Here is a 20,176-nt window from a genome sequence, read left to right on the forward strand (position 1 = left end):
TACGGCACACTGGAGGTTTGGCTTAACGAAAGGGCGAAGTCGTGAACGGTCCCCTCATCGTCCAGAGCGACAAGACGCTCCTCCTGGAGGTCGACCACGAGCAGGCCGACGCCTGCCGCCGGGTCATCGCCCCCTTCGCGGAGCTGGAGCGCGCCCCGGAGCACATCCACACCTACCGGATCACCCCGCTCGGGCTGTGGAACGCCCGCGCCGCCGGGCACGACGCCGAGCAGGTCGTGGACGCCCTGGTGCAGTACAGCCGCTATCCCGTCCCGCACGCGCTGCTGGTCGACGTCGCCGAGACGATGGCCCGCTACGGCCGGCTGACCCTCACCAAGCACCCCGTGCACGGTCTGGTGCTGACCTCGACCGACCGGCCCGTGCTGGAGGAGATCCTCCGCTCGAAGAAGGTCCAGCCGCTGGTCGGGGAGCGGCTGGACCCCGACACGGTCGCGGTGCACCCCTCGGAGCGCGGGCAGATCAAGCAGACCCTGCTGAAGCTGGGCTGGCCCGCCGAGGACCTCGCCGGATATGTCGACGGCGAGGCGCACCGCATCGATCTGGACGAGAACGGCTGGGCGCTGCGCCCGTACCAGAAGCAGGCCGTCGAGGGCTTCTGGCACGGCGGCTCCGGAGTGGTCGTCCTGCCGTGCGGCGCGGGAAAGACGCTGGTCGGGGCCGGGGCGATGGCTCAGGCGAAGGCGACCACGCTGATTCTGGTGACCAACACCGTCTCCGCCCGCCAGTGGAAGCACGAGCTGGTGAGGCGGACCTCGCTGACCGAGGAGGAGATCGGCGAGTACAGCGGTACGCGCAAGGAGATCCGCCCGGTCACCATCGCCACCTATCAGGTGCTGACGACCAAGCGGAAGGGCATCTACCCGCATCTGGAGCTGTTCGACTCCCGCGACTGGGGTCTGATCCTCTACGACGAGGTGCATCTGCTGCCCGCGCCGGTCTTCAAGTTCACCGCCGACCTCCAGGCGCGGCGCAGACTCGGCCTCACCGCCACGCTGGTGCGCGAGGACGGGCGGGAGTCGGACGTCTTCTCGCTGATCGGGCCCAAGCGGTTCGACGCGCCGTGGAAGGAGATCGAGGCGCAGGGGTACATCGCGCCGGCGGACTGTGTGGAGGTGCGGGTCAATCTGACCGATGCCGAGCGGCTCGCGTACGCCACGGCGGAGACCGAGGAGAAGTACCGCTTCTGCGCCACCACCGCGACCAAGCGGAAGGTGACGGAGGCACTGGTCGCCAAGCACCGGGGCGAGCAGACGCTGGTCATCGGGCAGTACATCGATCAGCTGGACGAGCTGGGCGAGCATCTGGACGCGCCCGTGATCAAGGGCGAGACCTCGAACGCGCAGCGCGAGAAGCTCTTCGACGCCTTCCGTCAGGGAGAGATCTCGGTGCTCGTCGTGTCGAAGGTGGCGAACTTCTCCATCGACCTGCCGGAGGCGACGGTCGCCATCCAGGTGTCGGGAACCTTCGGATCGCGCCAGGAGGAGGCCCAGCGGCTGGGCCGGGTGCTGCGGCCGAAGGCGGACGGGCACGAGGCCCGGTTCTACTCGGTGGTCGCCCGGGACACCATCGACCAGGACTTCGCGGCGCACCGCCAGCGGTTCCTGGCGGAGCAGGGGTACGCGTACCGGATCGTGGACGCGGACGAGCTGCTGAAGTGAGCTGAGACCGGCCGGGGCGGGGCGGGCGGGGCGTGCTCAGTGGCGGCGTACGCCCGCGTCCTCCGCGTACTCCCCGAGGACCGCGACGCTGAAGATCGCCCCGGCGAAGACCTTGAGCGCGCGCAGTGCGCCGCCCACGCCCTGGGGCGCGTGGTTGTCGCCGTCGGAGCCGCCGGTGGTGGCGCGGGAGGCGTGGGCGCTGGTGGCGAAAGTCGCTGTGTTCATGCATCCATACTGGCTCCACCTGCCCTTTTCCCACATCGCCCCAAGGGCTGAACCCCGCCCCGGAGTTCCTCCTCCTCCAGGCATAGGGGTCGGTATCAGGGTCCGGCACCTGAGGAGGAGACCCGTGTCCTCCCTGCCGCCGAGAAACGCGTTCGCCGTCGTCCCGGACGATGACTAGACTCCTGCGTCTCCCCCGCCTTCCGCTCGTCGCGGAGCGCCGCCGTCCGGACGGAAACCGGCCGGCCATGCCCACGCTGTTCTCTCCCGACCCGGAGGCGATCCCTGTGTCCGCGCGCGCCCACGACCAGCCCGACGACAGCACCGAGACCGGCACCGATCCCCTCGCCAGGGAGCGCGCCCATCTGTCGGCGTCCCGCACCGCCCTGCGGGTGATGCGCGAGGACGTCGAGGCACTCGACCTCAGCAATGTCACCGCCAACTGGGTCAACTCCCGGGTCCTGGCGGCCCAGATGGAGACCCGGATCAAGGAGCTGGCGGACCTCTCCCACACCCCGCTCTTCTTCGGCCGGCTCGACTACCAGCACATCGAGGGCGTCGAGGCCGACGGCACAGAGAGCGGTGCGTTCCGCTTCTACATCGGCCGCCGGCACGTCCATGACGCGGCCGGCGACCCCATGGTGGTGGACTGGCGCGCCCCCGTCTCCCAGCCCTTCTACCGGGCCTCCCGGAAGGACCCGCTGAACGTCGGGCTCCGCCGGCGCTTCGGCTACACCGGCGGCGAGCTGACCGCGTACGAGGACGAGGATCTGAGCGACCCGGCCGGGGAGTCCCGTACCAGCAGGCTCCTCCAGGCGGAGATCGAGCGCCCGCGCGTCGGCCCCATGCGGGACATCGTGGCGACGATCCAGCCCGAGCAGGACGAGATCGTCCGCTCCGGCCTCTCGGGCACCGTCTGCGTCCAGGGCGGCCCCGGCACCGGGAAGACCGCCGTCGGCCTGCACCGGGTGGCGTATCTGCTGTACGCGCACCGCGAGCGCCTCGCCCGCACCGGGACCCTGGTCATCGGGCCGAACCGGTCCTTCCTCCACTACATCGAGCAGGTGCTGCCCGCGCTGGGCGAGCTGGAGGTCAAGCAGTCCACCGTGGACGACCTCGTGGCCCATGTGGAGCTGCGCGGCACCGACCCCGCCGAAACGGCCGTGCTCAAGGGCGACGCCCGGATGGCGCGGGTGCTGCGGCGCGCCGTCCGCTCCCACGTCACGCTCCCCACCGAGCCGGTGATGGTGGTGCGCGGCTCGCGGCGGTGGCGGATCCCCGCGTACGAGCTGTCGGAGATCGTCGAGGAGCTGCTTGCCCGCGACATGCGGTACGGGGCCGCCCGCGAGGCGCTCCCCCAGCGCATCGCGCACTCCGTCCTGGTGCGGATGGAGGAGTCCGGCGAGGCCCCGGACGACCGGGTGCAGGACGCGGTGGCCCGCGACCGCGCCGTGAAGGCCGCCGTCAAGGAGATCTGGCCGCCGGTGGACCCCGCGAAGCTGGTGCTGCGGCTGCTCTCCGACGCCGAGTTCCTCGCCCGGCACGCCGAGGGGCTGCTCAGCGAGGAGGAGCAGCGGACCGTCCGCTGGCCGAAGCCGGTGCGGAGCGTCCGGGCCGCGAAGTGGTCGGCGGCGGACGCGGTGCTGATCGACGAGGCCATGGATCTGGTGGCGCGTACGCACTCACTGGGCCATGTCGTCGTCGACGAGGCCCAGGACCTCTCCCCCATGCAGTACCGGGCGGTGGGCCGGCGCTGCTCCACGGGCTCGGCGACCGTGCTGGGGGATCTGGCGCAGGGCACCACCCCGTGGGCGACCGGCAGCTGGCGCGAGGCGCTGACCCACCTCGGCAAGCCGGACGCGGCGGTGGAGGAGCTGACGGCGGGCTTCCGGGTGCCGCGCGAGGTGATCGCGTACGCCTCACGGCTGCTGCCGCACATGTCCCCCGGCCTCGCGGAGGTCCGTTCCGTACGGGAGGCCCCGGGCTCCCTGGAGGTGCGCCGGGTCGCGGACGGGCTGGACGAGGAGGTGGTGGCCGCCTGCCGGGAGTCGCTGCGCCACGAGGGCTCGATCGGTCTGATCGCGGCCGACGACCGGGTGCCCGCGCTGGCCGGGGCCCTCACGGCGGCGGGCCTTCCCCATCTCGCGCCCGGCGAGGAGACGACGGCCGAGTCCCGGCTGACGCTGGTGCCCGCGTCCCTCGCGAAGGGCCTGGAGTACGACTACGTGGTGCTCGACGAGCCCGCCTCGGTGGTGGCCGGCGAGCCGGACGAGCGGACGGGGCTGCGCCGGCTGTACGTCGCGCTGACCCGCGCCGTCTCGGGGCTGACCGTGCTCCACCGCGAGCCGCTGCCCGCGCAGCTGGGCACGGTCTGAGGCGCCCGCGACGGCCCGCCAAAGAAACTGCATGCAGTCGTACAACCTTTTCGGTTCCCGCTTTGTCTGGACTTGGTGAGTCAACAGACTCACCAACGTCCGGGCTCCCGGACGGCGCACCCGCTGTGCCGCCGAGCCCCTTCAGAACCGGGAAGACATGCGCTTTCGTGTATCTGCCGCCGTGGTAACCGGCGCTCTGGCCCTCACCGCTCTGTCCGCTCCGGCCGCCCAGGCCGATGAGACGGTCGGCAACACGAAGATCTCCAACGTCGTCGTCAACGGCGGCAAGGCGGTCATCCTCGGCACCTCCGCCAAGAAGACCATCACGGTGAAGTTCACCGCCACCGACAGTTCGGGCATCTACTACGGCACCAGCACCCTCTGGTACGGCAAGTCGCCCAACACCGCGACGGGCGCCGTCATGGCCAAGGGCGAGGCCGCCAAGTGCGGCAAGGGCACCAAGGTCACCTGCACGGCGACCTTCGTCATCGACCCCACGTACCACCTGGACAACAGCCTGGCCGGCGGCTGGAAGACCTTCGTCGCCGCGACCGCCTACGACGGCAACTACGTGATCAAGGACCACGCCAAGTCCTTCAACATGCAGCGCCTGTCGAAGATCTCCATCAACGCCTCGCCCGAGCCGGTGAAGAAGGGCAAGGACCTCACCGTCACCGGGTCCCTGACCCGCGCCAACTGGGACACCGGCAAGTACGCCGGCTACACCAACCAGCCGGTGAAGCTCCAGTTCCGCAAGAAGGGCGGCAAGACCTTCACCACGGTCAAGACCGTCAAGACGGACAGCAAGGGCAACCTGAAGACCACCGTCAAGGCCTCCGCCGACGGCACCTACCGCTACTCCTTCGCGGGCAACTCGACCACCCCCGCCATCACCAACGGCGGCGACTTCGTCGACGTGAAGTAGCACCACCCGCTTTCCCGCAGGGCCCCGCCGCTCACCGGCGGGGCCCTCCGCCGTTCACCGGCCCCGGCTCAGCCCTCCGGACCGGCCGCCCGCACCACGGTGAACAGCAGCGGCGAGCGGACCCCCAGCCGGGCCGCGACATCGGCGACGGTCTCGGCCAGCCGGCCGACCGCGTCGCACGACCACTCGGCCAGCTCTCCGCGCAGCACCGTGCCGTGCAGGGGCGGGCCGTTCCAGAAACTGTCGTGGAACGGGGGAGGGAGGGTCTCCTCGCCCCGGCCGCCGTCCTCCTGGGATCCGGGGCCGGGGACGAACACCTCCCGCTCCAGCCGGCCGAGCTCGTGGGCGAGCCGCCGCGCGACGGCGGGCACCGACGGGTCCAGCCCGCTGTTGACGCGGACCTCCACCCGCGTCCTCGCCCGGGGGTCCCGTCCGGCGAACCAGCCGTCCGCCCCCGCCGAGGGAACGGGCGCGTACGGCGGGCGCGAGGACGGATCGATGCCCTGTACCGGCAGCAGGATCTGCACCGCCGAGAGCCGGACCGCCCCGGCCCACTCCGTCGCGTCCTGTGCGCACCGCAGGAACGGCCGCACCGGCAGCGGCCGGTCGTCGGCCACGGCACTGGCCTCCACCTGGAACCAGGAGATCAGCCCCGTTCCGGCGACGGCGAGGGGATGGCTCCACCCGGCGTCGTTCATCCCCCACAGCCCGGCCGCGCGAAGCCCCGGCTCCGCCGCATCGCCCCCGGCCGATCTGTCGTCGAGCCAGCCCATGGCGATCGACCGCTGGTGGAACAGCGAGTACGCGTCCTGCTCCGGGTCCGGCCCGTGCCAGGCGTGCGGCACCAGCTCCCCGTACAGGGCGGCGAACATCGTGCCCGCGCTCCGGAGGGTCCCGGGTGCCACGCTCGGCCGTGCCGCGATGTCGTACTCCGGCGGGTACGGGAGGCCCGGCGGGCTGGAATCTTCCTGGTCGCCTCGCAACTCGGCCGTCCTTCCCCTGCCCGGCGCGCATGTGCGTCCGAGCCTAAGAGCTGTTCACAGCGGCTGTCGCGCCACATACCGCTGGAACTGCCGGAGAAGGCGCTCCAGTGTCGTCGTGTGGGGAGCGCGGGAGCGGTGGAGGTCTCGGCCCCGGTGCGGTGGCGAGTCATGGTGATCGGCCTTCCCTTCCGGCTCCGGTGATCAGAGGTGGCGACCCGAAGAGCGACAGGCCGTGACGTCGTCCGTAACGGCGGCTGTAGTGGACGCTGGCGACGGAGACGGCGCTGAGCAGCACCAGCCCCTTCGCGCGGTTGAGCGCCGGGACCGTCTCGACCGGGAGCGTCAGGGCGAGGAGCACCCCGGCGGCGCAGTCCAGCAGTTGGGCCCCGCCCCACAGGGCCGTCAGCCGGGTCAGTCCCCGGCGCAGCGCCGGTGAGACGGTCCAGGCCGCTTCGCGGGCGGCGGAGGCGGCGGGCCCGTGCAGGGACTGGGCGGCCTGGAAGGCGAAGGGCTTCGCCACGAGGAGGGAGCCCAGGATCCAGAGTCCGCCGGCCGCCGCGAGTCCCTCGTCCTTGACGAGGACGGCCCGGGGGCTGCCGGTGAGCAGCGAGGTCACGACGCGCACCGCCAGCATGCCGATCATGAACACCTCGAAGCTGTCCACCGAGCGCCGTGTCGCGGCCTCGACCGCCAGACGCACCGCCGGGACCGCCCCGCTGAGTGTCAGCGCCGGCCACTGGCCGACGCCCCGCGACCGCAGAAGGTAGAACACGGCCAGGGGGAGCACCAGGGTGAACAGGATCGGAGTGACCACGGTCCGCCATGCGGGCGGGTCCTGTGGTGTTCCGGTCCGGCCGTTCGGTGTCGCCATACGGAAAACGCTACGGACCGGCGGGGATCAGCTCATCGGCACAGGGGACGACATGCCCGATACATCCTTTGATGTACCTATGGCCGTCGGGTCGGCGATTTTATTTATCACAGCTGTGATAATATCTGGCGATGCCAGCACGGATCGATCTCGAACAGCGCCGCAGAGATGTCGTCGAGGCGGCCTTCCGCCTCCTCGTCGCCGAAGGATTCAGCGGCCTCTCCCTGCGTAAAGTCGCCGCCGAATCGGGCCTGAACATCGGCTCGGTGCGCCATTACTTCGACGACCACCGCAGCCTTCTCGTGGCAGCCGCCACGGAGGTCGGCGATCGCATGGGAAGGAGGCTCACCCGGTATCCGGCCGAGGCCCTCTCCGGGCTCACGGGCGAAACCGCCGTGAATTCCCTCCAGTCGATGGTCGAGGAGTTGCTTCCGCTCGACCGGGAACGCCGTGTCGAATCGATCGTGCTGACGGAATTCATCGTCGCCGCACGGGTGAACCCGATCTTCCGCCCGGTGACGGAACGCATGGCCGCCGATATGCGCCAGGTGCTCACGGACGCCCTCGGTGTTCTCGGCGTACCCGACCCGGCCGAGGAGGCCGAACGGCTCGTCGCGGTCATGGGCGGCCTGGTGCTCGACTCGGTGACGCCGCACGGATCGCTCGGTGCCGACCGCGTACGCAAGACGCTGCGGGCACATCTGCGTTCCGTCCTGGCGGCCGTGCCCGACGCCTGACCCCACCCGACTCGGCAGAAGGAGATCAGTTGTGCCCGCGTGGCTCTTGGCGCTGCTCGTCGCGGCCTTCGTCCTCTACACCGACGACTATGTGATCGCGGGCGTCCTGCCCGAGATCGCGCGAGATCTGGACGTCAGCGAGGCGCACGCCGGCCAGCTGGTGACCGCCTTCTCCCTCACCGTCGCCCTGGCCGCGCCGATCGCCGCGGTCACCCTGGCCCGGGTGCCCCGACGGCTCCTCTTCACCGTCTCGTTCACGGTCTTCATCGCGGCGAACCTGGCGGCGGCCACGACCACGGGCTTCGCCCTCCTGGTGGCCCTGCGGATCGCGGCGGCGCTCGCGGCGGCGGCCTCGACCCCCGCGGTGTTCTCGTACGCCGCCGAGCGCGCCCCGGAAGGCCGTATCGGCGCGTACGTCGCCGTGGTGGCGCTCGGCGTCACGGGCTCGATCGCGGCCGGGGTTCCCCTCGGCACCTGGGTGGGCGGCCATTACGGCTGGCGGGCGACGTTCCTCTCCATGGCGGTGGCCGGAGCCGCCGCGCTGGTCCTCCTGCTCCTGACCCTGCCGCGCGAGCACGACAGAGCCGGCGAAACGCCGGGCCTGGCCGAGCAATTGCGCACCCTCGCCGCCGCGCCGATATCACTCGGACTCCTCGCGAACTGCGCCCTCATGACCGGCTCGATGATGATGCTCACCTATACGGTGCCTTTCCTCACCGAAGTGAGCGAGGCCAGTGTGAATCAGCGCGCGCTGTCGTTCAGCCTCTCCGGATTCGCCGGCGTCGTCTGCGTGTGGGCGGGCGGGAAAGCCACCGACCGCTGGGGGCCGGACCGCACCCTGGTCGCCGGAATCAGCGTCTTCACCGGGCTGATGGCCGTACTGGGGCTGCTGTGGTTCGTCCGCCCCGTACCGTTCTCCGTCCTCGTCGTCGTGGGCACGGTCTGGGGCGGCGCGGCCTTCTGGAACTCCCCGGCCCTTCAGGCCCGTCTCCATCTCCTCGCCGGGCCGTCCGCCACCCAGGCGCTCGCCCTCAACACCTCCAGCACCTACCTCGGCGTCTCACTCGGCGGAGCCCTCGGCGGCCTCACCCTGAGCGGCGCGGGAGCCGGACTGCTGCCGGTCGTCGCGGGGCTCCTCGGACTGGGCGCGCTGGCGCTGCTGGCGCTCGCCATCAGCGCCTCGAAAAGGTCGCCGAACGGTGAGACGGCCATGGCCGAGCACAGCCCGTAGGCCGTGCCGTCGAAGTCCCCGCTGTCCAACGCGACACGGCAGGCCCGACCGGCTCGTTGGAGCACGGCAGTGCGCTCCGGGACCACGCGCCCTGTCCAGCACCACCGCACGCCCGACCACACGCCTCCCCACCCCCTCCGATCCGCTGGAACGCTGATCGTGTTGTAGGAGAAAAACACCCTATTCAGGAGGCAGTTATGGCTCTCTCCCGTTCCCTGGCCGTCGCCGCCGTCGCGGCGGCGCTCCTCGCGGCCGGCACGCAGACGGCGATGGCAGCCCCTTCGGCGGCGACCGTGAGCCGCTTCGACGACGGCAGCTTCGAGTACCCCACCGCCCCGGCGAACTCGTTCAGCACCCTCACCGCCGGACAGTCCATCGGCCCCTGGAAGGTCGCCTCCGGCACCGTGGACCTGATCGGCGCGGGCTTCTGGCAGGCCGCCGAGGGCGACCAGTCCGTCGACCTCAACGGCGGCCAGGCGGGCGCGGTCGCCCAGACCTTCACCACCATCCCCGGGCGCACCTACACCGTCACCTACGCGCTCGCCGCGAACCCGGCCGGCGGCCCCGCCCTGAAGACCGGCAAGGTCCTGGTCGACGGCCAGAACTTCCAGGACTTCTCCTTCGACTCCACCGGGAAGACCTTCACCGCCCTGGGGTACGTCCAGCGCCAGGTGACCTTCGTGGCCACCGCCTCCGCCACCACCCTCGGCTTCGCCAGCACCGTCTCCGGCGCGTACGGCCCCGTCGTCGACGACGTCCGCGTCACCGCCGCCTCCCCCTGTTCCTGCTCCAAGTGAGCCGCCCGCCCTCCTGATCCCAGCCGCACACGGATCGGCCCGTACGCCCCCGGCGCGTACGGGCCGATCAGCGCTGTACGACGGCATCAGCCGGGCGACCGGTCGGGACACCGGCCGCCGACGTCCCGCGCTTCCCGCACCCCCGGGACGGCCCGCGCCCGCCGCCGCGTCCCCACTTCGCCCAGCGCGCCGACCGCCACCAGCGACAGGGTGAGCCCCACCCCCGCGAGCACCGCGACCGACGGCGTGGCCGCACTCTGCACGGCCCCCACCAGCATCGCGGCGACCGCGTAACCGACGCCGCTCGCCGCGTACATCACCGAGTACCCCGCCGCGTGCGCGCTCGGCGGCAGGGCGTCCCGCAGCGACAGCGAGCGGCTCAGCTGCACCCCGGACTGCAACAGCCCGGCCATGAGCAGACCGCCCGCGATCCAGGGCAGCGAGCCCGACACCCCGACGAGCGTCACACACCCCGCCACCGCCATCAGCAGCACCAGGCTCTGCGCCCGCAGCGAGCCCGGCCAGGTGCCGCGCACCCCGTAGAGAACCGCCCCGGCGGCGGACGCGACCGAGAACCCGGCCAGCAGCGGACCGGCCCAGCCGACGCCGATCCCCCGCTGCTCCAGCAGTGCGGGCAGGACGAGTTCGGCCAGCGCCAGCAAGGACATCGCGGCGGCCCCGGTGACATAGACGGGCCAGGCACCGGCGAGCGCCCGCGCCATGGAAGCGCCCTCTCCCTCGCCGTCCTCCTCCGCCGCCCACCCGGAGGGCAGCGCCCACATCCCGGCCGAGGCCGCCGCCAGCAGCACCGCGGCCAGCAGCATCGGCAGCGGCGGCGCGACCCCCAGCGCCAGCACCCCCGCGAGCGCCGGAGCCGCCGCCCACACCGCGTACACCAGCACCGATTCCGCGCTCAGCGCCTTCACCACCAGCGCCTCCGGAAGCCGCGAGATCAGCAGCGTCCGCATCCCTCCCGGCGACGCGGCGGGCGCGGCCCCCGCCACCCCCGCGAGCAGCCCCAGCACCACCGGATGCGCCCCCGGGAACAACCCCACCCCCGCGAACGCCCCCGCCCCCACTCCCATCCCCACCGCCAACTGCCCCCGCGCCCTCCCCGGCCTCAGCCGCGCCCCCAGCACCGCCGCCCCCACCACCTCGCCCACCACATAGACCGCGGCCAGCCCCGCCCCCACCGCGTACCCCCCGGGCCGCTCCCGTACGAGGAACACCAGCGCCAGCGGTGCCATCGCCACGGGCATCCGGGCCCCGACGGCGACGAGCGCCCACACGAGTACGGGGCGGGTGGCGAGCAGGCGGTAGCTCATGACGCACTCCCGGTGTGTTCGTGTCCCGTGAACCTGGTGTCCCCGGCCGGCTCCGACGGCGACGAGCCCCGCCCGCCGAGGACCCCTTACCCCTTACCCGGATCGGCGCGCCGTCATGGACCACCCCGTACGGGCGCGACAGGATCCGGCACACCGCATGCGTCACTGACAGCTTCGTCGCCTAGCCTCTCCATGAAGGTCAAACACTCTGTGCCCCCACCGTGAGGAGAGACGATGGCGCTCGGAAAGGGTGCGTGGCTGCTCGTGGGCGTCATGGCCGCGGCCTGCATCGTGCTCATCGACCCCAGTACACCGAGCGATGCCCCGGTCGCCAGGCCCCTGCCCGCCGAGGCCGTCAAGGACATCGTGCCGAACCGGGCCATGACGTGGAACATCTGCAATCCCTGCAAGGAGAGCAACGCCGACCGGGCGGCCGAGATCGCCGCCTACGCGCCCCAGGTCATCGGCCTTCAGGAGTCGTGCGTCCGCGACGTCGAGAAGATCCGCGACCAGCTGGAGCGCCGCCACGGGCTCGTCTACCACGTCGAGTACGGGATGGTCCTCCTGAACAAGGACCGCTGCGGCGGTATGCCCTGGAGCCCCGGCGCCTTCGGCCAGGCCATCCTCTCCGCCGCGCCCATGAAAGACCGCGTCAACGTCGAGTACCCCGACGGCGGATCCGAGGACCGCGGATACATGGCGGTCACCACCACCGTCGGCGGCAAACCCGTCCGCGTCTTCAACACCCATCTCGCCCAGCGCCGCCAGGAGTCCGTCCGCGCCGCCCAGACCCGCGTCCTCGCCACCGAAGTCGCCCGCCACGACCGCGCCATCGTCCTCGGCGACTTCAACGCCGTCCCCACCGCCCCCGAACTCTCCCCGCTCTGGAAACTGGCCACGGACACCGACCCCCGCTGCCGCCCCTCCTCCACCGTCGACTGCGAGCCCAGCACCGACTGGCAGCTCAAGTTCGACTACATCTTCCTGCGCGGCATCTCCCCCCTCGAACACGGCATGCACCCCAGCGAGGATTCGGACCACCACCTGCTGCACGCCGACGTGAAGCCGGCCTGAGGCCCGGCTCCGGGGGCCGGCTCCGGAGGACGGCTCCGGGGGCCGGCTCCGGAGCCGGGCGAATGCGCCAGGTGGCCGACCGGGTCAGGGCCCCTTGAGTGAGGTTCACCGCCCTGATCCCGATGACTCACATGACTACCAGCCATATGAGGTATTCGTGTGCCTTTGGGGGGCCGTGAACCGACAAAGGAGTGCATGCCGACATGCATGGTTCCCCCCGAAGAGGACGCCGTCTCGGCGTCCTCTTCTCCGCGGGCCTCGTGCTCGGGGCCCAGCTGGTGGCCCTGGGCACCGCCCTGCCGCCGGCGAGCGCCGCCCCCGCCGCCGCGCCCGGAGCCCCGGGTCTGCCGCAGGGCCCGCCCTCGGTCTACTCCGAGGGCTTCGAGAACGGGACCGGCCAGACGCCGATCCTGCTGAGCGCCTACACGGGCGCGCCTCCGATCAGCGCCAAATACACGGCGGCACCCGCGTGGATCAGCGCGGCCAACTGCAACGGGATCATCCTCGACCAGTCGGGGGCGAACAACGCCGCCTGCCAGAACCAGAACACCACCGCGATGGCCGAGCTGAAGTTCATGGCCAATGTGCTGGGCCAGGTGGCGGGCTCAGCGACCCCGGGCACCAACCACGCCGTCTCCGCCTACACCGACGGGGCGAACCCCGGCGCGAACAAGGTCGAGATCCAGACGGTCAATCCGATCCCGCTGGTCACCTCGGACCGCTTCATCACCTTCTCGGTGGATGTGGCGGCCGTGAACTGCAATGTGTCGGCCCCCCTGCTGAACTTCTTCCTCACCGGCGGGGGACCCGACATCCCCGCCAACGACCAGGCGATCAACCCGTGCACCGACCCGCGCTCCAGCACCTACAACGTAGGGCCGCGCCCCATCCAGGCCGGTTCCTTCGCCTCGGACTCGTCCGTGTTCTTCACCGGGTCGGCCGTCGGTGTGAAGATGACGAACGCCAACGGCAGCGGGCTGGGCAACGACCACGCCTACGACAACCTCCGGATCCTGGACGTCACCCCCCAGCTCGACAAGGGCTTCAACCCCGCCTCGGTCCCGCAGGGCGGCATCTCCACCCTGACCTTCACCGTCACCAACACCTCCGAGCTGGCGGAGAAGAACGGCTTCTCGTTCTCCGACAACCTGCCGTCCGGGGTGACGGTGGCAGCGGTCCCGAACGCGGCCACGACCTGCGGCTCCGCCTCGCTCACGGCGGTCCCCGGCACCGGGGTCGTCGGGCTCTCCGGCGGTGTCCTCGCCGCCGGTGCGCAGTCCTGCACCTTCACGGTCGACGTCACGTCCAACACCCCCGGCACCTATGTGAACGAGCCGGCCGACGTGACCCCCTCAGGGGTCAACCCGCCGGGGCCGGCCACGCTGATCGTCACCGTCCCGGGCTCGCCGACGATCACGAAGTCGGCGAGCGAGGAGACCTTCGCGGCGGGTGACGCGATCACGTACTCGTTCGTCGTGACCAACACCGCCACGGCCCCGCTCTCCGGCATCCAGGTCACCGACAACGGTCCGGGCACCCCGAGCGTCTCCTGCCCCTCCACCACACTGGCCGCCGGCGCCTTCATGACCTGTACGGCGACCTACACGGCCACGGCCACGGACGCGGCGACCGGGACGATCACCGACACCGCGTCCGTGACGGGCACGGTCAACGGCAACACGGTCAACGGGACCAGCAATGAGGTGGTCATCCCGCTCCGCGCCCTGGCGGTCGTCAAGTCCGCCGACCGGGACCAGTTCACCGCGGCCGGGCAGACCATCTCCTACGCCTTCCGGGTGACCAACACCGGCCAGGTTCCGCTCACCGACCTCAACGTCGTCGACAACGGCCCCGGCACCCCCGCCGTCAGCTGCCCGAGCGCACCGCTGCCCCCCGGCTCCTCGGTCAACTGCACCGCCACGTACACGACCACGGCAGCCGATGTCACGGCGGGAAGCGTCACGGACACGGCCCAGGCCACGGGCACGGCCCCGGACGGCGAGCTGGCCAGGGACACCAGCAACACGGTCACGGTCCCGTTCGTCGCCCCGGAGGCCGATCTCGCGCTGACGAAGACCGGCCCCTCGGCCGTCAACCCCGGCGGAGAGATCGACTACGAGCTGACGGTGACGAACAACGGACCGGACGACTCCAGCGGCTGGACCGTCTCCGACCCGATCCCCGCCGGACTGGCCAACGCGGCCACCACCACCCCCGGCTGCTCCATCACCGCCGGAACCCTCACCTGCACCGGCGGACCGCTCATCGTCGGCGACAGCACCACCATCACCCTCACCGGCACGGCGGCTCCCGGAGCGACCACCGTCACCAACACGGCGACGGTCACCGGCGACGAGGACGATCCCAACCCGGACAACAACACCGACACCACGACCACGACCGTCACCCCGGCCTCGGTGGACCTCGCGCTGACGAAGACCGGCCCGGCATCCGTGACGGCGGGCGGGCAGGTCTCGTACACGATCACCGTGACGAACAACGGACCGGACCCCTCGACCGGCTGGACCGTCACCGACCCGATTCCGGCCGGGCTGGACAACGCGGCCACCACCACGGCGGGCTGCTCCATCACCGGCGGAACCCTCACCTGCACCGGCGGCGCACTCGCCGTGGGCGACAGCACCACCATCACCCTCACCGGCACCGCCGACGTGAACGCCACCAGCATCGTGAACACCGCCACCGTCGACGGCGACGACCCGGACCCCAACCCGGACAACAACACCGACACCACCAACACCACGGTGAACCTGTCCGTCGATCTGGCCCTGAACAAGACCGGCCCCGCGTCGGTCACAGCCGGTGGCGAGGTCACGTACACCATCACCGTCACCAACAACGGGCCGTCGGACTCGACGGGCTGGACGGTGGCCGACTCCATCCCCGCCGGTCTGACGAACGCCGCCACCACCACGGCGGGCTGCTCCATCACCGCCGGAACCCTCACCTGCACCGGCGGCGCACTCGCCGTGGGCGACAGCACCACCATCACCCTCACCGGCACCGCCGCCGCCAACGCGGGCACCATCGTGAACACCGCCACCGTCGACGGCGACGACCCCGACCCCAACCCGAACAACAACACCGACACCACCAACACCACGGTGACGCCCCTGCCCGTGCCGGAGGTCGACCTCGCGGTCACCAAGACCGGGCCCGCGTCCGTCCTTCCCGGGGACCCGGTGACGTACACGATCACCGTGTCCAACAACGGACCGGACGACTCCACCGGCTGGACCCTGACCGACGCGATCCCCGCCGGCCTGACCAACGCCGCCACCACCACGGCGGGCTGCTCCATCACCGCCGGAACCCTCACCTGCACCGGCGGCGCACTCGCGGCGGGCGACAGCACCACCATCACCCTCACCGGCACCGCCGCCCCGAACGCGGGCACCATCGTGAACACCGCCACCGTCGACGGAGACGACCCCGACCCCAACCCGAACAACAACCAGGACTCGACCACCACCACGGTGGGCGTGTCGGCGGATCTCGCCGTGACCAAGTCGGGCCCGGCATCGGTGACCGCCGGCGGCGCGGTCAGCTACACGATCACGGTCACCAACAACGGCCCGTCCGACTCGACCGGCTGGACCCTCTCCGACCCGATCCCGGCCGGACTGACCAACGCGGCCACCACCACGGCGGGCTGCTCCGTCAGCGCGGGCACTCTGACCTGCACCGGCGGCGCACTCGCCGTCGGCGACAGCCAGACGATCACCCTCACCGGCACGGCGTCGCCGAACGCCACCAGCATCACCAACACCGTCACGGTCGACGGAAACGACCCCGACCCGAACCCCGACAACAACCAGGACTCGACGACCACGACGGTCACCCCCGTCGTCGTCTCGGCCGACATCGCCGTCGCCAAGACCGGGCCGGCGTCCGTGGACGCGGGCGGGCAGATCTCGTACACGATCACCGTCACCAACAACGGACCGGACGACTCCACCGGCTGGACCCTGACCGACACCCTGCCCACCCAGATCCAGAACCCGACCACCACCAGTGACGGATGCGGCATCGGGGCCGGGCGGCTCACCTGCACCGGCGGACCGCTGGCCGTGGGCGAGAGCGTGACGGTGACGGTGTCCGGCACGGTGGCGGCCGACGCCACCGGCTCCATCGCCAACACCGTCACCGTGAGCGGCGACGACCCCGACCCCGATCCCGGTAACAACACCGACACCACCAACACCCCCGTCAACGGCCGCCCGGAGCTGACCATCGTCAAGGAGCAGAACGGCCCCTCGACCGTGCGGCCCGGAGACACCGTCGACTACACCATCACGGTGACCAACACCGGCACCGCCGCCTACACCGCCGCGGATCCGGCATCGTTCACCGACGACCTGAGCGGTCTGCTGGACGACGCCGCCTACAACGGTGACGCCTCGGCCACCCGAGGCACCGTCACCTACAACGAACCCGTCCTCAGCTGGAGCGGCGCACTCGCCCCCGGCCAGACCGCGACGATCACCTTCTCCGTCACCGCCTACAGCCGTACGTTCGGCGACCTGAAGCTGATCAACACCGTGGTCTCCGACACCCCCGGCAACAACTGCGAGCCGGACAGCGACGACCCCCGCTGCACCACCAGCGGCAAGGTCGAGCCGAAGGACAAGGGCAAGGACAAGAGGACCGTCGCCGGAAGGGAGCCGGCAGGAGCCCGCGCCGCCTGAGTGGGACACCGCGACGCGAATGACCGACGGGCTGTGCCCGGCGCCCCTGGGTGCCGGGCACAGCCCGTTCGGGTGACCCCTGCCGTTCCCTCCGGCGGTGTCGGGCCCGGCCGTACGAGTCCTCTTCTAGGCTCGGTTGCCGTCAGCGGCCCGCTGCATCCGAGTCCGAGGAGGAGTCCGGTGTACCGACCAGCCCGGCCCGGGACCGGATCCTCGCTGAGGATCACCGCCCTGCTCACGCTGTCCGTGTTCCTCACCGCTTGCGGTGCGCCCTCCGGCGGCACCCCTCCCGGCTCCGACGACCAGCGGGCGGGCGGTTCCAAGACCCCCCGCGCCTTCTCCCTGGTACGAGCCGGTGGCCATGCAGGTGGCCATGGAGCGGACCCGGTGGATGTGGTGGAACTCAAGGGCGGGACGGACCAGAAGGTCACCGCCCCCGACGCCACCGGCCGAATCGGCTGGCTGGCCACCGGCGTCACCCCCGGGGACAAGGGCGCGGCGGTGCTCAGCGGCCGGGTCGGCACGAAGGACAGCCCCGGCCCCCTCTACGGCCTCACCCGGGCCGCCGTCGGCGACAAGGCGAAGATCACGCACACCGACGGCACCACGACCACCTTCACCATCAGCCGCATCCAAATGATCAGCCGGGAGCTTCCGACCGCCGCCGAGGCCGCGAAGAAGCCGGACGGGCGCGAACTCCGCGTCGTCGCCCTCACCCCGCCGCCCAAGAAGAACGACGAGGAGTCGGAGGAGGAGGCCGAGGAACCCACGGCCGTCTCCGAACAGGTCGGACTGCTGGTGTCCGCCACCGTGCCCCGCTGACCGGACCGTCCCGCCCGGGCTCAGTCGCCGACCCTGGCCCCCCACACATACACCTGGTCGCCGATCCTCAGCCCGTTCCACAGCGACTCCGCGTCCTCATAACGGAGATTCACACAGCCGTGCGAGCCCGGGTCCTCGAAGATGGGCCGATAACCGGCGTGCAGGGCCTGCCCACCGCTGAAGAACTGGGAGAACGGCATCGGCCCCTCGAACTGCGTGGACCAGAACTCCCTCTCCCGCTGATAAATCTCGAACCACCCCGTCCGCGTCCCATACCCCGGCATCCCCGTACGCGCCGGCACCGGCCGGAAAATCACCCGCCCCTCATCCTCCACCCACAGGATCTGCCGATCCATGTCCACACACACCACCACCCCACCGGTGTCCGGACACCCCTCGATCCCATTCCCCTCCGCCAGCGCCCGCTCCCACACCACCGCCCGGTAGGTGTAGAGCCCCGCATACCCCTGCGCCGGCTCGATCCCATGCTTCCGCTGATACTCGGCGATCACCCCGCAGTCCCCCGCCGACTGCCGGCCATCGACCACCAGCCCCAAATGCGCCTCAATCTCCCTCTGATACGGCCCCGTCCCCGGATGACACTCCTCCGCCGCCTCCGTCACCGGGCCCTCCACGCCAGGCATGCGCTCAGCGGCACCCGCCGAAGAGGCACCCGACACACCCACCAAGCTCAGCACCGCCACCGCCCCCACCGCCCACAGCGGCACCACCCTCTTCAGCCCCATGCCCACACCCTCCTCACCACTCCGCGCCGGCCCCCTCCCCCGATCCGCAACACAACGGACCACACTGCTCCCCTTCACCTCAAACCCCGCGCACCCAAGCAGCCACGCCCGACAAAGCCCCCTTCTGGGCGCACACAAGCACCTGAACGGCCCCACTCCGGCGGGCACGCGCCCCACCGGGCCGGCGACGCCGCAGGTGTCGCGTCGCCGGTGGGCCCTGCCGGGGGATCTGTCATCGCAGGGTGTCGTTGTCGTTGGTGCGGGCAGTCCGCATCATCACGGTGCCTTCTGGTTGGCCCGGGCACTTCCGGCTCGGGCAGTCAGCCGGCATCGAGTGGAGTGCGTTGCCAAGCTCGGCGCAGCTGTGCTCTGAGCAGGGGCAGCGGGCTGTCATCGCCCTGGTAGAGGCGGTTGGCGAGCCGGAGCAGTGTGTCGCAGCGGCACAGTGTGAGCGCCCTCGCCGCCTGAGCCGCGGTGTACTGGGCGCCGACTGTTACACGGACAGCGGCGAGGGCACCGACTGTGATGGCCAAGCCTGCGATGTCTTCGGCCGGATCTCCTGTGACAGCGTCTGTCCAGTCCAGGACTCCACTGACACCGCCGTCTTCGTCGATCAACAGGTGCTCGCCCTTGAGGTCGTTGTGGAGCAGCACTCTCTCTGTCACCTGCACCTGCGGCTGGTCGTCGGCCAGCGGGTCCTGGGGCATCAGCCCGGGTACGAACTCCCCATCCGCCGCGAGCTGCTTGGCCGCTTGGGCGGCAATCCTCCTGAGTGAGGCGATGTCGCGTGGCTGGTGCCAGTGGATGCCCAGGGCATCGGCCTCCACGGCTGGGATCTGACGCAAGATGGTCAGCATCTTGACCAAGTCGGCTTCCCCGGCGGCCGATACCTCGCGCGCTTCGGCGGAGAGTCCCAAAAGGCGTACGTCGAGGGTGTACGCGAGCCCGGGTGCCCATTCTCCCGCAGCCACACTGGCGGGCACGATGCCGAGCCGGGGACGAAGCAGGTTGCGCAGCTCCACCTCGCGGCGCTGACGAGCGGAGGTGTCCGGATCGAGGGCGAGCCGCATCACATGGCGGCCTCCAACCCACCATGAAGAGTGTTCACCGCCTTCCTCGATGGGGCGGATGTCCGCCTCGGTCAGACCGGGCAGGACCGGTTGGGCCAGGCGGCAGACGGTGCGCCTGAGAAGTCGACCATGCATAGAACCCTCTTCATGGGCGGCAGAACTCTGTTCAGTGACGTATCAGGCCGACGGCCGGCCGAGGTGAAGGCGACGAAGGAGGACCAGGCGGCCGAGGGACGACCAGGGAAGCGACTTCGATGCAGCTGTTGCCGGTGCCGTCACTGTAGGACGACTTGAACAAGCGTTCTCGGGTATTTCTTGAAGCTCTCCGCTGAAGGGCATGCACCATCCGCTCCCAGAATCAGGCACACCCATACGAACAGCGTCCCGTTCGGTGATCAAATCGGCCGCTCCCTGCCGGAGCCGAGCAGGATGCGTACTGATATGGCCATGGGAATCGGGGACCGACATCAGAAGAAAGATGTTGAAGCTGCACTCAAGCGAGCCGAGGCGCAAGGTTTTAAGGTGACGCACGACAAGAAGAGTCACCGCTGGGGCTATGTCATCTGCTGCCGCTGCACAAAGAACTTGATGGTGAGTTGTCCCCCCCCCC

The 20,176-nt window shown here is 70.8% G+C and carries 15 protein-coding genes; 9 read left to right on the top strand and 6 right to left on the bottom strand.

Annotated features, from left to right (window positions below):
* Positions 1-41 precede the first annotated feature (41 nt).
* Positions 42-1,679, top strand: a complete 1,638-nt coding sequence (locus ABD371_RS02140; protein WP_344471972.1) for a DNA repair helicase XPB — start codon at positions 42-44, stop codon at positions 1,677-1,679.
* A gap of 36 nt (positions 1,680-1,715) precedes the next feature.
* Here ABD371_RS02140 and ABD371_RS02145 read toward each other — a convergent pair whose 3' ends face one another.
* On the bottom strand, positions 1,716-1,904 hold the full coding sequence (locus ABD371_RS02145; RefSeq protein ID WP_344471974.1) for a hypothetical protein: 189 nt from the start codon (positions 1,902-1,904) through the stop codon (positions 1,716-1,718).
* Between the two features lie 245 nt (positions 1,905-2,149).
* On the opposite strand from ABD371_RS02145, the gene ABD371_RS02150 reads away from it, so the two are divergent.
* Together ABD371_RS02150 and ABD371_RS02155 are read left to right on the top strand one after the other, a co-directional pair.
* Positions 2,150-4,276, top strand: a complete 2,127-nt coding sequence (locus tag ABD371_RS02150) for a HelD family protein (RefSeq protein ID WP_344471976.1) — start codon at positions 2,150-2,152, stop codon at positions 4,274-4,276.
* A 181-nt stretch (positions 4,277-4,457) separates the two neighbouring features.
* Positions 4,458-5,201, top strand: coding sequence for a calcium-binding protein (locus ABD371_RS02155; RefSeq protein WP_344471977.1), 744 nt, complete (start codon positions 4,458-4,460; stop codon positions 5,199-5,201).
* Between the two features lie 68 nt (positions 5,202-5,269).
* Here the strand turns inward: ABD371_RS02155 and ABD371_RS02160 are convergent, their stop codons facing one another.
* A complete protein-coding gene (locus ABD371_RS02160) occupies positions 5,270-6,184 on the bottom strand; it encodes a hypothetical protein (RefSeq protein WP_344471978.1) in 915 nt (304 codons plus the stop codon).
* A gap of 166 nt (positions 6,185-6,350) precedes the next feature.
* Positions 6,351-7,055, bottom strand: coding sequence for a VC0807 family protein (locus ABD371_RS02165; protein ID WP_344471981.1), 705 nt, complete (start codon positions 7,053-7,055; stop codon positions 6,351-6,353).
* A 131-nt stretch (positions 7,056-7,186) separates the two neighbouring features.
* On the opposite strand from ABD371_RS02165, the gene ABD371_RS02170 reads away from it, so the two are divergent.
* The 3 genes from ABD371_RS02170 to ABD371_RS02180 all read left to right on the top strand — a co-directional run bounded on the left by ABD371_RS02170 (position 7,187) and on the right by ABD371_RS02180 (position 9,820).
* Positions 7,187-7,792 carry a TetR/AcrR family transcriptional regulator gene (locus ABD371_RS02170; protein ID WP_344471984.1) on the top strand — a complete coding sequence of 202 codons (606 nt, stop codon included), beginning with the start codon at positions 7,187-7,189 and terminating at the stop codon, positions 7,790-7,792.
* Positions 7,793-7,823: 31 nt separating this feature from the next.
* Positions 7,824-9,023, top strand: coding sequence for an MFS transporter (locus ABD371_RS02175; RefSeq protein ID WP_344471987.1), 1,200 nt, complete (start codon positions 7,824-7,826; stop codon positions 9,021-9,023).
* Between the two features lie 197 nt (positions 9,024-9,220).
* Complete coding sequence (locus ABD371_RS02180) at positions 9,221-9,820, top strand: choice-of-anchor C family protein (protein ID WP_344471990.1); 600 nt, start codon at positions 9,221-9,223, stop codon at positions 9,818-9,820.
* An 86-nt stretch (positions 9,821-9,906) separates the two neighbouring features.
* Here ABD371_RS02180 and ABD371_RS02185 read toward each other — a convergent pair whose 3' ends face one another.
* Positions 9,907-11,145, bottom strand: a complete 1,239-nt coding sequence (locus ABD371_RS02185) for an MFS transporter (RefSeq protein ID WP_344471992.1) — start codon at positions 11,143-11,145, stop codon at positions 9,907-9,909.
* A 234-nt stretch (positions 11,146-11,379) separates the two neighbouring features.
* Between ABD371_RS02185 and ABD371_RS02190 the strand changes: the two genes are divergently transcribed.
* The 3 genes from ABD371_RS02190 to ABD371_RS02200 all read left to right on the top strand — a co-directional run bounded on the left by ABD371_RS02190 (position 11,380) and on the right by ABD371_RS02200 (position 17,750).
* Positions 11,380-12,219, top strand: coding sequence for an endonuclease/exonuclease/phosphatase family protein (locus ABD371_RS02190; protein WP_344471994.1), 840 nt, complete (start codon positions 11,380-11,382; stop codon positions 12,217-12,219).
* 203 nt (positions 12,220-12,422) lie between these two features.
* Positions 12,423-16,928 (top strand): COG1361 S-layer family protein, encoded by a 4,506-nt coding sequence (locus ABD371_RS02195; protein ID WP_344471996.1) that lies wholly within the window; start codon positions 12,423-12,425, stop codon positions 16,926-16,928.
* A gap of 180 nt (positions 16,929-17,108) precedes the next feature.
* Positions 17,109-17,750 carry a sortase domain-containing protein gene (locus ABD371_RS02200; protein WP_344471999.1) on the top strand — a complete coding sequence of 214 codons (642 nt, stop codon included), beginning with the start codon at positions 17,109-17,111 and terminating at the stop codon, positions 17,748-17,750.
* Between the two features lie 20 nt (positions 17,751-17,770).
* On the opposite strand, the gene ABD371_RS02205 is transcribed toward ABD371_RS02200, so the two are convergent.
* Both ABD371_RS02205 and ABD371_RS02210 read right to left on the bottom strand, forming a co-directional pair.
* A complete protein-coding gene (locus ABD371_RS02205; protein ID WP_344472001.1) occupies positions 17,771-18,496 on the bottom strand; it encodes a L,D-transpeptidase in 726 nt (241 codons plus the stop codon).
* Between the two features lie 320 nt (positions 18,497-18,816).
* Positions 18,817-19,701 (bottom strand): aminoglycoside phosphotransferase family protein, encoded by an 885-nt coding sequence (locus ABD371_RS02210; protein ID WP_344472004.1) that lies wholly within the window; start codon positions 19,699-19,701, stop codon positions 18,817-18,819.
* Positions 19,702-20,176 lie beyond the last annotated feature (475 nt).

The organism is Streptomyces amakusaensis (assembly GCF_039532665.1).
Taxonomy (GTDB): Bacteria; Actinomycetota; Actinomycetes; order Streptomycetales; family Streptomycetaceae; genus Streptomyces; species Streptomyces amakusaensis.

What these genes read in the sequence shown, in the direction of transcription:
- ABD371_RS02185 (WP_344471992.1), bottom strand. Translation starts at nt 11,145, where the DNA reads ATGAGCTACCGCCTGCTCGCCACCCGCCCCGTACTCGTGTGGGCGCTC.
- ABD371_RS02150 (WP_344471976.1), top strand. Translation starts at nt 2,150, where the DNA reads ATGCCCACGCTGTTCTCTCCCGACCCGGAGGCGATCCCTGTGTCCGCG.
- ABD371_RS02180 (WP_344471990.1), top strand. Translation starts at nt 9,221, where the DNA reads ATGGCTCTCTCCCGTTCCCTGGCCGTCGCCGCCGTCGCGGCGGCGCTC.
- ABD371_RS02145 (WP_344471974.1), bottom strand. Translation starts at nt 1,904, where the DNA reads ATGAACACAGCGACTTTCGCCACCAGCGCCCACGCCTCCCGCGCCACC.
- ABD371_RS02165 (WP_344471981.1), bottom strand. Translation starts at nt 7,055, where the DNA reads ATGGCGACACCGAACGGCCGGACCGGAACACCACAGGACCCGCCCGCA.
- ABD371_RS02205 (WP_344472001.1), bottom strand. Translation starts at nt 18,496, where the DNA reads ATGGGGCTGAAGAGGGTGGTGCCGCTGTGGGCGGTGGGGGCGGTGGCG.
- ABD371_RS02210 (WP_344472004.1), bottom strand. Translation starts at nt 19,701, where the DNA reads ATGCATGGTCGACTTCTCAGGCGCACCGTCTGCCGCCTGGCCCAACCG.
- ABD371_RS02195 (WP_344471996.1), top strand. Translation starts at nt 12,423, where the DNA reads ATGCATGGTTCCCCCCGAAGAGGACGCCGTCTCGGCGTCCTCTTCTCC.
- ABD371_RS02190 (WP_344471994.1), top strand. Translation starts at nt 11,380, where the DNA reads ATGGCGCTCGGAAAGGGTGCGTGGCTGCTCGTGGGCGTCATGGCCGCG.
- ABD371_RS02170 (WP_344471984.1), top strand. Translation starts at nt 7,187, where the DNA reads ATGCCAGCACGGATCGATCTCGAACAGCGCCGCAGAGATGTCGTCGAG.